12 protein-coding genes are annotated in these 14,965 nt (G+C 60.0%); 5 read left to right on the top strand and 7 right to left on the bottom strand.

Features of this window, described 5'->3' with window-relative positions; translation table 11 throughout:
• Positions 1-70: 70 nt before the first annotated feature.
• Positions 71-1,510: a dihydropyrimidinase gene (gene hydA, locus HU755_RS19460; protein WP_186635609.1), complete on the bottom strand. Its 1,440-nt coding sequence runs from the start codon at positions 1,508-1,510 to the stop codon at positions 71-73.
• A 624-nt stretch (positions 1,511-2,134) separates the two neighbouring features.
• Here hydA and HU755_RS19455 point away from each other — a divergent pair.
• The 4 genes from HU755_RS19455 to HU755_RS19440 all read left to right on the top strand — a co-directional run bounded on the left by HU755_RS19455 (position 2,135) and on the right by HU755_RS19440 (position 7,125).
• Positions 2,135-3,619, top strand: a complete 1,485-nt coding sequence (locus HU755_RS19455) for an NCS1 family nucleobase:cation symporter-1 (RefSeq protein ID WP_186635606.1) — start codon at positions 2,135-2,137, stop codon at positions 3,617-3,619.
• 128 nt (positions 3,620-3,747) lie between these two features.
• The gene (locus tag HU755_RS19450) at positions 3,748-5,031 is read left to right on the top strand and encodes a Zn-dependent hydrolase (protein WP_186635603.1); all 1,284 of its coding nucleotides are present in this window, start codon (positions 3,748-3,750) and stop codon (positions 5,029-5,031) included.
• A 201-nt stretch (positions 5,032-5,232) separates the two neighbouring features.
• Positions 5,233-6,729: a helix-turn-helix transcriptional regulator gene (locus HU755_RS19445; RefSeq protein ID WP_186635600.1), complete on the top strand. Its 1,497-nt coding sequence runs from the start codon at positions 5,233-5,235 to the stop codon at positions 6,727-6,729.
• Between the two features lie 138 nt (positions 6,730-6,867).
• Positions 6,868-7,125: a DUF1652 domain-containing protein gene (locus HU755_RS19440; protein WP_186622633.1), complete on the top strand. Its 258-nt coding sequence runs from the start codon at positions 6,868-6,870 to the stop codon at positions 7,123-7,125.
• A gap of 1,100 nt (positions 7,126-8,225) precedes the next feature.
• Here HU755_RS19440 and HU755_RS19435 read toward each other — a convergent pair.
• Together HU755_RS19435 and HU755_RS19430 are read right to left on the bottom strand one after the other, a co-directional pair.
• Positions 8,226-8,993, bottom strand: a complete 768-nt coding sequence (locus tag HU755_RS19435; RefSeq protein ID WP_095120260.1) for an SDR family oxidoreductase — start codon at positions 8,991-8,993, stop codon at positions 8,226-8,228.
• 37 nt (positions 8,994-9,030) lie between these two features.
• Entirely contained in the window at positions 9,031-10,098 is a 1,068-nt protein-coding gene (locus tag HU755_RS19430; protein WP_186546691.1) for a phosphotransferase family protein, read from the bottom strand.
• Between the two features lie 190 nt (positions 10,099-10,288).
• Here HU755_RS19430 and HU755_RS19425 point away from each other — a divergent pair, with 190 nt between their 5' ends.
• The gene (locus HU755_RS19425) at positions 10,289-10,684 is read left to right on the top strand and encodes a DUF4280 domain-containing protein (protein WP_186635597.1); all 396 of its coding nucleotides are present in this window, start codon (positions 10,289-10,291) and stop codon (positions 10,682-10,684) included.
• 116 nt (positions 10,685-10,800) lie between these two features.
• On the opposite strand, the gene HU755_RS19420 is transcribed toward HU755_RS19425, so the two are convergent.
• From HU755_RS19420 to HU755_RS19405, 4 genes are read right to left on the bottom strand one after another with little or no spacing between them, the layout of a single operon-like run.
• Positions 10,801-11,343, bottom strand: coding sequence for a toxin-antitoxin system YwqK family antitoxin (locus tag HU755_RS19420; protein WP_186635594.1), 543 nt, complete (start codon positions 11,341-11,343; stop codon positions 10,801-10,803).
• A gap of 12 nt (positions 11,344-11,355) precedes the next feature.
• Positions 11,356-13,365: a type VI secretion system tip protein VgrG gene (tssI, locus tag HU755_RS19415; RefSeq protein ID WP_186635591.1), complete on the bottom strand. Its 2,010-nt coding sequence runs from the start codon at positions 13,363-13,365 to the stop codon at positions 11,356-11,358.
• 20 nt (positions 13,366-13,385) lie between these two features.
• A complete protein-coding gene (locus HU755_RS19410; protein WP_186635587.1) occupies positions 13,386-14,300 on the bottom strand; it encodes an endonuclease/exonuclease/phosphatase family protein in 915 nt (304 codons plus the stop codon).
• 29 nt (positions 14,301-14,329) lie between these two features.
• Positions 14,330-14,920 (bottom strand): hypothetical protein, encoded by a 591-nt coding sequence (locus HU755_RS19405; RefSeq protein ID WP_186635584.1) that lies wholly within the window; start codon positions 14,918-14,920, stop codon positions 14,330-14,332.
• Between the last annotated feature and the right edge of the window lie 45 nt (positions 14,921-14,965).

Raw genomic sequence — 14,965 nt, 5'->3', positions numbered from 1 at the left:
CACTCCTACAGGGGGAACGCATTTCAAATGTAGGAGTGAGCCTGCTCGCGATGAGGCCGAAGGCCTCGCTTCAGCGCTTGACGGCGGTCGGGCGCTGCAACTCAGCTCGCTTGCTGAGCAAATCAAACACCGCCGGATACGCCGGCCGTTCGATGTAGCGGCCCGCGCCGCGCTCGGCGCGCAGATCGCCATCGGCCCAGACCACCCGGCCCTGGCTGACGGTATGGCTCGGCACGCCGCGCACGGTCTTGCCTTCGAAAATGTTGAAGTCCACCTGCTGATGGTGGGTCTTGGCGGAAATGGTTCGCGTGCCGTGCGGGTCCCACAGCACCAGGTCGGCATCGGCACCGACGCGGACGGCGCCTTTGCGCGGGTACAGATTGAAAATCTTCGCGGTGTTGGTTGAGGTCAGGGCTACGAAGTCCTGCATCGACAATCGCCCGGTGTTCACCCCTTCGTCCCAGAGCACCGCCATGCGGTCTTCGATACCGGCGGTGCCGTTAGGGATTTTGCTGAAATCGTCGCGCCCGGCGGCTTTCTGTTCCGCGCAGAAGCAGCAGTGATCAGTGGCGGTGGTGTGCAGATTGCCGTTTTGCAGCCCGTGCCAAAGCGCTTCTTGGTGACCGCGCGGGCGAAACGGCGGACTCATCACGTAACCGGCGGCGGTCTGCCAGTCCGGGTGTTGGTAGACGCTGTCATCGAGCAGCAGGTGTCCGGCCAATACCTCGCCGTAAACCGGCTGGCCCTTGCTGCGCGCGTAGGTGATTTCATCGAGGGCTTCTTTGGTCGAGACATGGACCAGATACAGCGGCGTGCCAAGGGTCTCGGCGATGCGAATGGCGCGACTCGCCGCTTCGCCTTCAACTTGCGACGGACGCGACAGCGGATGCGCCTCAGGGCCGGTGATGCCCTGCGCCATCAGCTTGCGTTGCAGGTGATAGACCAACTCGCCGTTTTCGGCGTGCACGGTCGGCACGGCGCCGAGTTCAAGGCAGCGCTCGAAACTCGCCACCAGGGTGTCGTCGGCGGCCATGATCGCGTTTTTATAGGCCATGAAATGCTTGAAGCTGTTGACGCCGTGCTGGCTGACCAACTCAGCCATTTCCTCGCGCACCTGTTCGCTCCACCAGGTGATCGCCACGTGAAAACCGTAATCCGACGCGGACTTTTCCGCCCAGCCGCGCCATTGATGAAACGCTTCCATCAAAGATTGCTGCGGATTGGGAATCACAAAGTCGATGATCGAGGTCGTGCCGCCGGCCAGGCCGGCCGCCGTGCCACTGTAGAAATCTTCGCTGGCGACCGTGCCCATGAAGGGCAATTGCATGTGCGTGTGCGGATCGATGCCGCCGGGCATCAGGTACTGGCCGCTGCCGTCGAGCATTTCGGCGCCGGCGGGAATATCGAGGTTTTCACCGATGGCTTTGATCACGCCGTCAGCGCAATAGACGTCGGCGCGATAACTTTCATCATGGGTAAGAACGGTGGCGCCACGGATCAACAGAGACATTCCGAGTTCCTCGCAGGCATGACCGACTTGTGCCGGCTCTAGATGTTTTATTGATAGACAACACAGCGGGTTGCATTCCTGTCAGTGCTGTCAGGAATAGAAACTAGTCGCAGATTTGTAATAGATCAAGATTATTTTTTATAAGCTTATGTCTGAATTAACTAATTGAAAAATAACGATTAAATCGTCAAATCACCAAAATGGTGAGGCGGCTCACCATTTTGACGCACTTGACAGGATGGAAATATGAGCAAGATTTCCTATGTGAAATCAGCCGCTTGAAGTTGAGCTGCGATTGCTCGCCCGTGATGAAAAAAAAGTGCAGTGCACCAGTTTGAGTCCTGACAGTTCGGACAACTTGTCGGTCGTTTAGCTTGAACGCGCCGCGCGGTTTTCGAGGACTCCACCGATCAACAATTAAAACTGATGAATATCAGAAAGTTGCACCGCATTGGCGACACCGTCCGCGGCACAAGCGGGACACCCGGCACGTTTATTGATGCCGCCGCTGGCACGATGGCCGGTGCAGAAAGTTGTCAGTTCCTCCGGCCATCGTCCGGCTTGCACCTGCGTGTGCCAGCCGCCTGATGAGCAAAAAATAATCAGAAGAACAGTGGAGCGGCCATGCAACAGATCAGATCGCAAGTGACCGAGCGCGACGGCTTGTACGAACTCGAAGCCGGCAGCGACGTCCTCGACAGTCCCCGTTACAACCACGACATGGCACCGACTCAGGTGCGCGAACGCACCTGGAACAAATGGCACATCACCGCGTTGTGGGTCGGCATGGCGATCTGCGTGCCGACGTACACCCTCGGCGGTGTGCTCACCGCCTACTTTGGCCTGACCGTGGGTGAGGCGCTGCTGGCGATTCTGTTCGCCAACATCATCGTGCTGATCCCACTCACGCTGAACGCCTTCCCCGGCACCAAGTACGGCATACCGTTCCCGGTGCTGCTGCGCTCGTCGTTCGGCATCCTCGGCTCCAACGTGCCGTGCCTGATTCGCGCGCTGGTGGCGTGCGGCTGGTTCGGCATTCAAACGATGTTCGGCGGGCTGGCGATTCACCTGTTCCTCGGGTCGGTGTTCGAGGGCTGGAAATCCCTTGGCGGCACGGGCGAGGTCATCGGTTTCATGGTGTTCTGGGCGCTGAACCTATGGGTAGTGATTCGTGGCGCCGAATCGATCAAGTGGCTCGAAACCCTGTCCGCGCCGCTGCTGGTCGCGGTAGGTATCGGCCTGCTGGTGTGGGCGATGCCCAATGTGTCGATGACGGAGTTGCTGGCGATCCCGCCGAAACGGCCCGAAGGCGCCAGTGTGGTCAGTTACTTCGCCGCCGGGCTGACGGCGATGGTCGGTTTCTGGGCGACGTTGTCGCTGAACATTCCCGACTTCAGCCGTTACGCCAAGAGCCAGAAGGACCAGATTCTGGGGCAGATCATCGGCTTGCCGCTGACCATGTTTTTGTTTGCCGCGCTGGGCGTGGTGATGACCGCCGCGTCGGTGAAACTGGTCGGCGTCACGGTGTCTGATCCGGTCACGCTGATCGGCCATATTCAGAGTCCGGTATGGGTCGCGCTGGCGATGGCGCTGATCATCATTGCCACGCTGTCGACTAACACTGCGGCGAATATCGTCTCGCCCACCAACGACTTTCAGAACCTCGCGCCGAAGGTCATCAATCGCACCAAAGCGGTGTTGTTGACCGGGCTGGTGGGGCTGGCGCTGATGGCCCACGAACTGATGAAAAAGCTCGGCTGGATCGTTTCCGAGGTCAGCCTGGAGAGTGTCTATTCCAACTGGCTGCTGGGCTATTCGAGCCTGCTCGGACCGATTGCCGGAATCATGGTGGTGGACTATTTCCTGATCAAGAAACAGCAACTGGACCTCGCCGGTTTGTACCGTGACGACGTCTATCCGGCGTGGAACCTGGCCGGGTTTGTCGCGTTTGGCGTGCCGGTGGTGCTGACCTTGCTGTCGCTGGGCAGTGACGCGTTCAGCTGGTTCTACAGCTATGGCTGGTTTACCGGCTCGGCACTGGGCGGGGTTATTTATTACGGGTTGTGCGTGATGCGGGCGCAGCCTTCTGCCGTGAAAACAGCGGTGTAGCGACTGCCGTCATCGCGAGCAGGCTCACTCCCACAGGGGAAACGCATTTGATCGTTCCCACGCTCTGCGTGGGAATGCAGCCCGGGACGCTCCGCGTCCCTATCGGTATCAGCACTGAGGAGATCCCCATGAACGCAGCCGTAGACGTTCTGCAATCGACCCATCAGCACATCAACCGCGATCGCCTGTGGGCCTCGCTCATGGAACTGGCCAAACTCGGCGCGACGGTCAAGGGCGGTGTCTGTCGCCTGGCCCTGACCGACCTCGACCGGCAGGCCCGCGACCTGTTCGTGCAATGGTGCACGGACGCGGGTTGCAGCGTCACGGTCGATGCGGTCGGCAACATCTTCGCCCGGCGCCCGGGGCGCAATCCGGATCTGCCGCCAGTGATGACCGGCAGCCACATCGACACCCAGCCCACCGGCGGCAAGTTCGACGGTTGCTTTGGTGTTCTGGCGGGTGTCGAAGTGCTGCGTACCCTCAATGACCTCGGCGTGCAAACCGAAGCGCCGCTGGAAGTGGTGGTCTGGACCAACGAAGAGGGCTCGCGCTTCGCTCCGTGCATGATGGGCTCCGGCGTCTTCGCCGAGAAATTCACCCTGGAAGAAACCCTGGCCAAGGTCGATGCCGACGGCGTCACGGTCGGCCAAGCGCTCAACGCCATTGGCTACGCCGGTCCGCGCAAGGTCAGCGGACACAAGGTTGGCGCCTATTTCGAAGCGCACATCGAACAAGGCCCGATCCTCGAAGATGAGCAGAAAACCATTGGTGTGGTACTCGGCGCGCTAGGGCAGAAGTGGTTCGACCTCAAGCTGCGCGGCGTCGAAGCACACGCAGGCCCAACGCCGATGCACTTGCGCAAGGACGCCCTGGTCGGTGCCGCCGTGATCGTCGGCGCCGTCAACCGCGCCGCCCTCGGCCACCAGCCCCACGCCTGCGGCACGGTCGGCTGCCTGCAAGCCTATCCCGGCTCACGCAACGTCATCCCTGGCGAGGTGCGCATGACCCTAGACTTTCGGCATCTGGAACCGGCGCGCCTGGATTCGATGATCGCCGAAGTGCAGCAGGTGATCGACGCCACTTGCCAACAGCACGGCCTCACCTACGAATTGACCCCGACCGCCGACTTCCCGCCGCTGTACTTTGAAAAGGGCTGCGTGGAGGCGGTGCGTGGCGCAGCGAAAGGGCTAGGTCTGTCGCACATGGACATCGTCAGCGGCGCCGGCCACGACGCGATCTTCCTCGCCGAACTCGGCCCGGCGGGAATGATTTTTGTGCCGTGTGAAGGCGGGATCAGCCACAACGAAATCGAGAACGCGGCACCGGATGATCTGGCGGCGGGATGCGCGGTGTTGTTGCGGGCGATGCTGGCGGCTTCGGCGGCGGTGGCGGCCAGCGACCGTGCCGCCTAAGGTAAACGCACCCAGCAAACCTGTGGGAGCGAGCCTGCTCGCGAATGCGCTGAGTCAGTCAATGAATGCTCTGAATGACACCGCGCTTTCGCGAGCAGGCTCGCTCCCACATTGGATTTTTGGCGATTTTGAGGCTGTGGCACGATCCCGAACCGCTGCGGTCGTACTCTTCACCTAGCCGCATTACGTTGTGGAGATCCAATGAGCCAGGAAGTCCTGACCACCGAAACCAATCGTCGTCAGTTGCAGCAAATCATTGCCGGCCTGTCCGATGGCGTCATTTTGCTGGAGCTCGACCAGAGCATTCTCTGGGCCAACGAGGCGGCGCTGGCCATGCACGGCGTCAGCACTATCGGCGATCTGGGCACCCACGCCGACGAGTACGCCAAGCGCTTCAGCCTGCGCTATCGCAATAATCACACCTTGTCGCCGGAGCACTACCCGATCAGCCGTGTCGCGCGCTGTGAGGTGTTCAATGACGTGCTCATCGAAGTTTCACCCGTGGACGATCCGGAGCGCCTCTGGGTGCACAGTGTGCGCAGCATGGTGCTGACTGACCGTGAAGGCCAGCCCGAGTCGCTGGTGCTGATCATGAGCGACGTCACCGATTGGGCCAACGCCGAGCAGCGCTTCGAAAAAACCTTCAATGCCAACCCGGCACCGGCGGTGATCTGCCGGCTCAGCGATTTGCGCTATATCAAGGTCAATCCGGGTTTCCTGGAGATGACCGGCTACACCCGCGAGCAGGTGATCGGCACGTCGGCCTATGAAATCGATATTTTCGAACAGGCCGAGCGACGCGACCTTGCCATTCAGCGTCTGCGCGACGTTGCGACCATTCCGCAAATGCAGGCCGAACTGCGCCTGCCCGATGGCGGCAGCAAACAGGTGATCGTTGCCGGGCAGCCGCTGCTGCTCAACGACGAGAACTGCATGTTGTTGTCTTTCGTCGACATGGAGCCACGGCGCAAAGTCGAAGTGGCCCTGCGCCAGAGCGAGGAGCGGTTCGCCAAGGCTTTTCGTCTGAGTCCTGTGCCGATTCTGATCTGCAGCGCCGAGGATCAGCACGTCATCGACGTCAATCAGGCCTTCCTCGAAACCCTCGCTTATGACAGCGAGGAGGTGCTGGGCAAAACCGTGACGCAGTTGAACTTCATTGACGACGACGGTGTGCGTGCGGGGTTGCTTGCGGCGCTGGCGAAAAACGGTCGGGTGGACCGCGTAGACGTACGGGTGCGCAAGAAGAATGAGGATCTGCTGGACTGCGCATTGTCGGCCGACACCGTGAATATTCACGACACCTCCTGCTATTTGCTGGTGTTGATGGACATGACCGAACGCAAGCGTACGGAGCTGGAGCTGGTGGCCGCGATTGAAGAGGTGATGAAGGATGCCTCGTGGTTCAGCCGGACCCTGATCGAAAAGCTCGCGAACGTGAAGAAGTTCAATTCGCCACAGTTGCCCAGCGCCTCGTTTACCGATCTGACGGCGCGCGAGCGCGATGTGCTGGGGTTGATCTGCGAAGGTCTGGCCGACAAGGAGATCGCCGCCCGACTGAAGCTGGCGCCCAATACCGTGCGTAATCATGTGGCGACGGTGTATTCCAAACTCGACGTGCACAGCCGCAGCGAGGCGATTGTCTGGGCCCGGGAGCGTGGCTTGTTTTCCGGAGAGTGGGGCACCAAAGGGCAGCGCTAGTGGTGCAAATGCACTAGGTGCAAGGGTGCAAATTCATGTTTTGGCTAGGGCTGCGGGTTCTTACGCTGGTGGGGTGCGGTGCGAGCCATGTCGGGCTTGCGATCGTGCCCCTTCGAAACGGCTATAGGAACCACGTCCATGTTGAATCTTGCGCAGTTGCGCGTGCGGCTTGAGCAGAGTTTTGCGCCGCTGGCTTGTGATTGTTCGGTGGATGGTGATCATTCGCTGACGGTCAAGTTGTATCACCCCGAGTCGGGGGAGGTGGATCTGGTGATCAGTGGTCTTGATCTGGGTTCGCTGCGTACGCCTGAGTCGGTTGAGGCGTTGGTGGATGAGTTGCGGTATGAGCTTGAGAGCAATTCTTTGCGCTCGGCGCGGGATTCGGGGTTGGCTTAGGGGGCGGTTGGTCTTGGCGGCCTTTGGGCCGACCAGGTTTTGGGGGGGTTGGGGTATGTATCCGTTGCTGCGGTAACGGCTGCTTAGGGTTCCGCCCTGACGGCGGGTGACTTTGGGGGCCCAAAGTAACCAAAGGCCTTTTGCCCTGACGTGCGGCCCCTCGCTGTGGCTCGGGGTGCCTTCGCTGCGGGATCGATCCGGGCGCAGCGTTTCCGGTTTGCTTCGCTGCACCTCCTTCCGCTGTGTACGACTTCGTCGTACGGTCGCTGCGCTCCCACCCCCGGATCAATCCCTCCGCTCAGCCTTCCGACGGGCGCCGTGCATCAAGATCAAGAGCCTTACTCGAGCTAACGCTCATTGTGTTGAGTGGTGAGAAGCAAAAGCAGTTTGCTTTTGCTTTTTTTGTAGGAGTGAGCCTGCTCGCGATGACGGCCCACCAGCCGCCTCATCTCCATCAGATTCACTCAACCCCAACTGTGGGAGCTGGCCTGCCAGCGAAGGCGGCCGACCAGCCGACCCATATCCTCCTGACCCACCACAATCCCACTGTGGGAGCGAGCCTGCTCGCGAAGGCGGCCTGTCCGGCAACGCAAATTCGACAGCCAGTCTCCTCCGAAAACCCGGCTTTACTGGCGCTCGCCGGGGGCTCGGCTATAAAGAATGGGTGTCAGGTCTCCCGTGGCCGGTTCAGTTGCGGGAGTTTGTCTCTCACTTTCCGCGGGTCGTCCTATGAATAATCTTGGGAAACGCGTGTTGCCGTTGGCTTTTTTTGCAGTGTTGATGGCTGGCTGTGCCAGTCCGCCACCCCCTCCGCCGGCAGCGCCGCCGCCACCGCCGGAACGCAGGTGTGAGGTATTGGAAAATACTGAGGTGGTCGGGGATATGTATGTGGATGAGCAGGTGACACGCCATATCACGACTACCCGCTGCGTCACGCAATAAGATTGGCGATGACTCGGGTGCAGGAAGCCTGGAATCATGCACCGATCCTGTGGGAGCGGGCTTGCTCGCGAAGGCGTTGTGTCAGTCCGGATGCAGGTGACTGATACACCGTTCGCCAGCAAGCTCTTTCCCACGGAAGTTAAGCGTGTCTTGAAAAATCAGGACAGGAACCCGCCGTCCACATTCAGCGCAACACCGGTGGTGTAGCTCGACGCGTCGCTGGCCAGGTAGAGCACCGCTCCGGCCATTTCGCTCGGGTCGGCGACGCGCTTGAGCGGGATTTGCGTCAGTGCCTGTTTCAGGATCGCGTCGTTCTTCACCAGCGCCGAGGCGAATTTGGTGTCGGTCAGGCCTGGCAGCAGGGCATTGCAGCGGATGCCGAACTGCGCGCATTCCTTGGCGAAGACTTTGGTCATGTTGATCACCGCGGCCTTGGTCACCGAGTAGATCCCCTGGAAGATCCCCGGCGAGATGCCGTTGATCGAGGCGACGTTGATGATGCTGCCGCCACCGTTTTCGCGCATCAACTTGCCGGCTTCCACCGACATGAAGAAGTAGCCGCGAATGTTCACGTCGACGGTTTTCTGAAAGGCACCCAGATCGGTGTCGAGCACGTTGCAGAACTGTGGGTTGGTGGCGGCGTTGTTGACCAGGATATCGAGGCGGCCGAACTGTTCCTTGATCCCGGCAAACACTTGGCTGATCTGCTCCATTTCACCGATGTGACAGGCGACGGCGGTGGCTTTGCCGCCGGCGGCGATGATCGCGTCGGCGACGTGCTGGCAGCCGTCGAGTTTGCGGCTCGAAACGATCACGTGGGCGCCTTGCTGGGCCAGCAGTTTGGCGATGGCTTCACCGATGCCACGGCTGGCGCCGGAGACGAACGCGATTTTGCCGTCGAGGTCGAACAACTGAGTCTTGGACATAGGGTTCCCTTGTGAAAAGTCTTGTTGGAGGCCTGGGTCAGAGGCTCGATTTCGAAATGACCTGCAAGCTCATCTGCTCGAGCAGTTTGTTCATGTGAATGAACTGCGCGAAGCGTTTGTCCTGGGTCTGGCCATGGTAGAAGCGGTAGTAGATCTGCTGCACGATGCCGGCCAGACGGAACAGGCCGTAGGTGTAGTAGAAGTCGAAATTGTCGATCTGGATGCCCGAGCGCTCGGCGTAGTAATCGACGAATTCACGGCGGGTCAGCATGCCCGGTGCGTGGCTCGGCTGGCGGCGCATCAGTTGCACCGGCGCCGGATCGTCGGCCTGGATCCAGTAGGCGAGGGTGTTGCCCAGGTCCATCAGCGGGTCGCCGAGGGTGGTCAGTTCCCAGTCGAGTACGCCGATGATTTGCATCGGGTTGTCCGGGTCGAGGATGACGTTATCGAAGCGGTAATCGTTGTGGACGATGCTCGAGGTCGGGTGGTCGGCCGGCATCTTGTCGTTGAGCCAGGTTTTGACTTTCTCCCAGTGTGGGGCGTCCGGGGTCAGGGCTTTTTCGTAGCGTTCGCTCCAGCCTTTGATCTGGCGAGCGACGTAGCCTTCAGGCTTGCCGAGGTCGCCGAGGCCGCAGGCGTTGTAGTCAACGCGGTGCAGTTCGACGAAACGGTCGATGAAGCTTTTGCACAGCGCTTCGGTTTTTGCCGAATCGAGACCCAGTTCCGGTGGCAGTTCGGCGCGCAGGATAATGCCGTTGACGCGTTCCATCACGTAGAACTCGGCGCCAATCACGGCTTCGTCGGTGCAATGCACGTAGGCTTTCGGGCAGTAGGGAAAGCCGTCACGCAATTGATTGAGGATGCGGAATTCACGGCCCATGTCGTGGGCCGATTTGGCCTTGTGGCCGAACGGTGGGCGACGCAGGACAAACTCCTGCTGCGGGTATTCCAACAGGTAGGTCAGGTTCGACGCACCGCCGGGAAACTGGCTGATTGCAGGTGTGCCGGTCAGGCCCGGAATGTGCGCCTTGAGGTACGGATCGATCAGGCTGGCATCGAGTTCTTCGCCGGAGCGGATACGGGTGGACTGGTCAGTAAGCGCCATGCTTATCCCTTCTGCTTATTTTGGAGGCCAGACATCATTGGCTAATCTAATGGCGCGCTCGGTCGCTCACAAGCGCGGGCAGGTCTTATAGGTTAGCGTGTTGCCGAATAATCACCTGTGGGAATGTGCACAACGGGACGCAGCCGACTAAGGTGTAGCAGGTATGCCGTGTCCAACAGGGAGAGCGCAAATGGGCTGCCCGCAAGTCTGTGCCAGCGCCACCTTGCAATGCAGCTTCGGCGCTGCGCCGTCGATGCTCAACGTGTTACCGGTCAATCGCACCCTGACGGGTGGGATGCCAGCGGCGAACATCATGGATCAAATCCCGCTGGTCAACATCCTGCCGTTCGGCGTGTGCATGAGCATGGCCAATCCGATGGTGGCGGCCGCCACCGCGGCGGCGCTCGGCGTGCTGACGCCGATGCCGTGCATTCCGGCGACGGCGACGCCGTGGATCCCAGGGGGGGCGCCGACGCTGTTGCTCGGCGGGATGCCGGCGATCGATGCCAACAGCACATTGATGTGCAACTGGGCGGGGGTGATCAAGATCGTGATGCCGGGGCAGATGCAGATGCTCATTCCCTGAGATCCGAATTGAGTGTGCCGGCCCCTTCGCGGGCAAGCCCGCTCCCACATGGGAATGCGATCAACTGTGGGAGCGGGCTTGCTCGCGAAGAGGCCGGTTCTGCCAACAGAGAGCTGTCAGGCCTGCTGCGGATCCGCCCAATGGCGATACCACCAGCGCACCCGCGAAATCGGTTTGCCATCCGCTCCCAACGGCCGCCCGTCCTCGGCAAAGCCCTGTTCCGGCTCCAGCAACTGCCCGTTCATGTACCGCGCTTGCGCCGCCAGTTTGCCGTTGGGATGGAAACGCTGATAACGCCCCTCACGCACGCCATCGCGAAAAAATTCGGCTTCGGCCACCTGACCGTCGGGAAAGTAATTGAACGCCTCACCGTGCAACAACCCGCGTCGGTAACTGGCCTTGCGTTGTAGAAATCCCTCGGCGGCAAAAAAGCTCGCCACGCCTTGCAACTTTCCACGCACAAACGGCATCTGCGCCGAGACCTTGCCGTTGGGGTGATAAAGCACAGAGGTGCCCTCCAACTCACCCGCGCTGTAATTCAGGTCGGCCTGTTTGCGCCCGTCATCCTTGATGCTCAACGGCCCCTCAAGCTGCCCGTCGTGCAAGCGGCCCTTGAGTTGCTTGTCATCCTGCTGCAGATCCAGCGGTGTGATCGCCATTGCCTTTCCTTGTCAGTTGACCTGCACCAGTCCGCCCTTGATCGTCAGCATGCCGCCGCCATCGACGGTCTGCGAGGCCGCGCCCTTGTTGGTCAGGCTGATCCCGGCGTCATTGGTCAGTGTGGTGCCGGCCTTGTTATCCAGCGAAGTACCGGCCTGATTGGTCAAGGCAGTGCCGGCCTTGTGGGTGATCGAAGTACTGGCCGACGTCGTCAGATCGGCACCGCTCTTGATCGTGAAACTGCCGCCACTCTGCAAGGTGAGGGTGCCGCTGACCTTGATGGTCAGGTTGCCATCCACCGTCAGGCTGTAATCGCCGGTGACCTTGTCGGTGTAATTGCCGCCGGTGCTGTGGTTCTGGTCGGCGCCGACTTTCACCGTGCGAGTGTCCTTCACATCGAGGCTGTCGCTGCCGGTCTGGATGGTCACGCTGCGTTTGCCTTTCTCCAGCGTCACGGTTTCGTCGCCGTCCTTCACCGTGCGCGTGCGTGCGTTTTGTACGGTGAGGGCTTCGTCATGGCCCACGGTGGCCGTGGTGTCGTTGAGTACGTTGATCCTCAAATCTCTCTGCGCCTGCAGGAACACCTCTTCAGCATCCTTCTTGTCCTCGAAACGCAGTTCATTGAACCCACCGCCGCCCTTGGATGATTGCGTCTTGATCCCCGACTGCGTCTGATTGGCCGGCAACGCGTAGGGCAGGGCGTTGTCACCGTTGTAGACGCACCCGGTGACCAGCGGACGATCCGGATCGCCATCGATAAACGTCACGATGACTTCCTGGCCGATGCGCGGAATGAACTGCATGCCGAAGCCTTTGCCACTCCACGGCAACACCACGCGCACCCAGCAGGAACTGGTTTCGTCATTCTTGCCGTCGCGATCCCATGGAAACTGCAGCTTGATACGGCCGTATTCGTCGGTCCAGATTTCTTCGCCGGACTTGCCGACGACGATGGCGGTTTGTGGGTGCATGCGCGGTTTCGGTGTGACCCGTTGCGGGCGAAACGGCGTGGCTTTGGGGATGGCCTCGAAGCGGTTGCGATAGCTCTCATGGCTCGCGTCATGGGTGACCCGCGTCACCACCCAATCGATATTCAGGCTCGCATCGTCGTGGCCGTCGAGGGTGAACCAGTGGCCCGGTATCAGCCAGCGACAGTCGCTCTCGCCAACGAAACGTTTCTCTTCACTGCGCAAGCCGTCGACCCGTTGCTTGCTCAGCGCATCGCCGCGCGCCTTGGCGTAGTAGCCGCCCGGATGCTCATAAATCGAGCGCGGCCCGGCCACCGCTTCGGCCTGGGCATAGAGCGAAGTGGATGGCGTGGTGAACTCGTAATCCGTCGCCCGATAGACCCCGACGACCGCCTGCAAGCACACCTGCCCCGAGCGAATGCCATGCAACTCGCGCGAGCCCATTTGCTGCCCCAGATACTTGACCTTCGGCCCATTGGGGATCGGCACGAACGCGTCGTTGCTGTCGCCGAGCACCAGCGTGTGCTTGCCGTCGGCGTGGGTGAAAAACCAGAAGATGCCTTCTTCTTCCAGCAGCCGCGAGACGAAGGCGAAATCGGTTTCACCGTACTGCACGCAGTATTCGCGCGGGGTGTAGCTGCCGGTCAGCGAGAGTTTGAAATCGTTGAAACCGTGGGCCTTGAAGATCGTGGTGACGATGTCCGAGGTGGCGAGGTTCTGGAACACGCGGTTGTTGCTGGCGAGGGTCAGCCACCAGAGCCACGGGCGCAGGATTAGTTGATAGCGCTCGGCGGTGGCGTCGGCGGGCAGTTGGCGGATTTCCGCGACCAGGGCGTCGAACGGGCGCAGTTGCGCGTCGTTGTGAAAAGTCGTGGTGACGTGGCTGGCCACGGCGCTGGTCAGGGTGAGCGAGGCGCCGTCGTTAAGACCGTTGAGAGTCTGCACACCAAGCGAATTAAGGGCTTCTTCACCGGACAGCGACTCAGGATAAAGCGCCGACAGCGAGGTGGCGGTGAGAGAGAGCATGGTGTTGCTGTCGGTGGAACGGGGCATTTAGCGACCTTTGTGCAGAGTTATTCGAGTGTGGCCTTGAGCGTGAACAGCACCGGGAAATGGTCGCTGCGAATAGCCTGTCCCAGGCAGCGCGGCGAAATGCTGACGGTGTTTCCATCCGTGTCGCTGTTGATTTGAATGCTGCCGTCGCAGCTGGCTTCCCAAGCGTGCGGGGCATGCACATAGGCATAGTCGAGCATCAACAGGATGGGCAGTATTTCGCAACGCTCGATGGCCTCCATGTTCATGTAGTGTTCAAGATAGGATTGCGGCGTATGGTGCATGTCCTCTCCGTATCCCTGGCGCAGGCGTAGTTCGTTGGTCGCCCGCTGCAAGGTGACATTGCGCACGCTCAGATGGGTATAGCCGGCGCCTTTGGGTAGCAATCGGCTCATGCCAAGCATGGTCTCGGGCCCTTCGACGGCATTCACGTTCAGATCGCCGCCGAAAAACAGCAATTGCTTGATGCCAAGATTTCCGACGTTGCGTTCGATGAACTCGATGGTGTCGAGAATATTGCCGGGCGCCATGTATGACGCGTTGGCGTGATAGAACGCAAAGCCATAACCCGAAGCTTTGTGCCGAATGATCAACGGCGCCCGTTGTTCGGTGTGCGAGAGGATGTAACTCGCGGTGACATCGTCGAACTCTTTGGCGATGGCATCGCGAATAAGCACCATGGAACCGAGCGTGGTGTGTTTCTTCTTGCCGCCTTCCTGCGCGAGCACGGAGGCGAGGGTGTAGCTGCCCATCAAGTCGCTGACCAGGCTTTCATTGATCGATCCGGTTTTCCCCACTTCAAACAAAGCGATGATGTCTGGCTTCTTTTGCTGGATGAAGTAGTCCAGAAACTGCTTTTTATCCGAATACGCACTTGAGAGTTTGGCCCGCTGGTTATCGAAGTGTTGCGTATTCCAGATCATGATCGAGTACATGCAACGCTCCTTGTGCAACCGCTTTTCGACTAATCGAGTGAGTTCAGAACCGTTCGGTACACGTCGCTGCCGCGCATCAATACCACCGAAGTAATCAGGCTCCCGGTATAGGCAAGCACTTCGTTACTGCCGCCCCTGAACAGTGGGATGACATAGGAAGGCAGCGTATGGCGTTCGGCGACGTATTCTTCGATGTCCTGCGGGGTGGGGCCGTAGATCTTTCCCTGAATTTCGAATCGGTAGTAACCACCGTGGCCGAAATTCTCGGAAATACCGGAGTAGGTCCCGCACGGGACAAAGTGACTGAAGTAATTGGGCGTACCGAAAGCCGTTTCCACACCCACCCGCGCAATGATCTCTTGATTGATCTGCTGGGCGTTCAATTGACTCAATGGAACAGGAACATTGCCGAGGATGATTTCCTTGCCGCTGCGCAACGTCGAACAAGGTTTTTGCGCGATCCGGGTGCGTATTTCTTTTTCCAGATTGGGTTTGATGACCTTTACCTTCTGCAGGTAGCTGCCGACGGCAATCGGAACATTGATCGGTGGCAGACTGGCCTCGATGACGACCTGCTCCCAAAGTTCGGTGGTGCCGCGGTATAGAACGGTCCGGTACATATGCACTCCTTCGCACTCATTGAATATCAGACAACAACCCCTCAG

The sequence above is a fragment of the Pseudomonas sp. SWRI111 genome (assembly GCF_014268555.1).
Lineage (GTDB): Bacteria > Pseudomonadota > Gammaproteobacteria > Pseudomonadales > Pseudomonadaceae > Aquipseudomonas > Aquipseudomonas hamedanensis.
The sequence above is the reverse complement of the archived record's forward strand: the minus strand, read 5'-3'. Positions and strand labels throughout refer to the sequence as shown.

Coding starts and splice junctions, on each gene's coding strand:
- hydA (WP_186635609.1), bottom strand. CDS start 1,510: ATGTCTCTGTTGATCCGTGGCGCCACCGTTCTTACCCATGATGAAAGT.
- HU755_RS19455 (WP_186635606.1), top strand. CDS start 2,135: ATGCAACAGATCAGATCGCAAGTGACCGAGCGCGACGGCTTGTACGAA.
- HU755_RS19450 (WP_186635603.1), top strand. CDS start 3,748: ATGAACGCAGCCGTAGACGTTCTGCAATCGACCCATCAGCACATCAAC.
- HU755_RS19445 (WP_186635600.1), top strand. CDS start 5,233: ATGAGCCAGGAAGTCCTGACCACCGAAACCAATCGTCGTCAGTTGCAG.
- HU755_RS19440 (WP_186622633.1), top strand. CDS start 6,868: ATGTTGAATCTTGCGCAGTTGCGCGTGCGGCTTGAGCAGAGTTTTGCG.
- HU755_RS19435 (WP_095120260.1), bottom strand. CDS start 8,993: ATGTCCAAGACTCAGTTGTTCGACCTCGACGGCAAAATCGCGTTCGTC.
- HU755_RS19430 (WP_186546691.1), bottom strand. CDS start 10,098: ATGGCGCTTACTGACCAGTCCACCCGTATCCGCTCCGGCGAAGAACTC.
- HU755_RS19425 (WP_186635597.1), top strand. CDS start 10,289: ATGGGCTGCCCGCAAGTCTGTGCCAGCGCCACCTTGCAATGCAGCTTC.
- HU755_RS19420 (WP_186635594.1), bottom strand. CDS start 11,343: ATGGCGATCACACCGCTGGATCTGCAGCAGGATGACAAGCAACTCAAG.
- tssI (WP_186635591.1), bottom strand. CDS start 13,365: ATGCCCCGTTCCACCGACAGCAACACCATGCTCTCTCTCACCGCCACC.
- HU755_RS19410 (WP_186635587.1), bottom strand. CDS start 14,300: ATGTACTCGATCATGATCTGGAATACGCAACACTTCGATAACCAGCGG.
- HU755_RS19405 (WP_186635584.1), bottom strand. CDS start 14,920: ATGTACCGGACCGTTCTATACCGCGGCACCACCGAACTTTGGGAGCAG.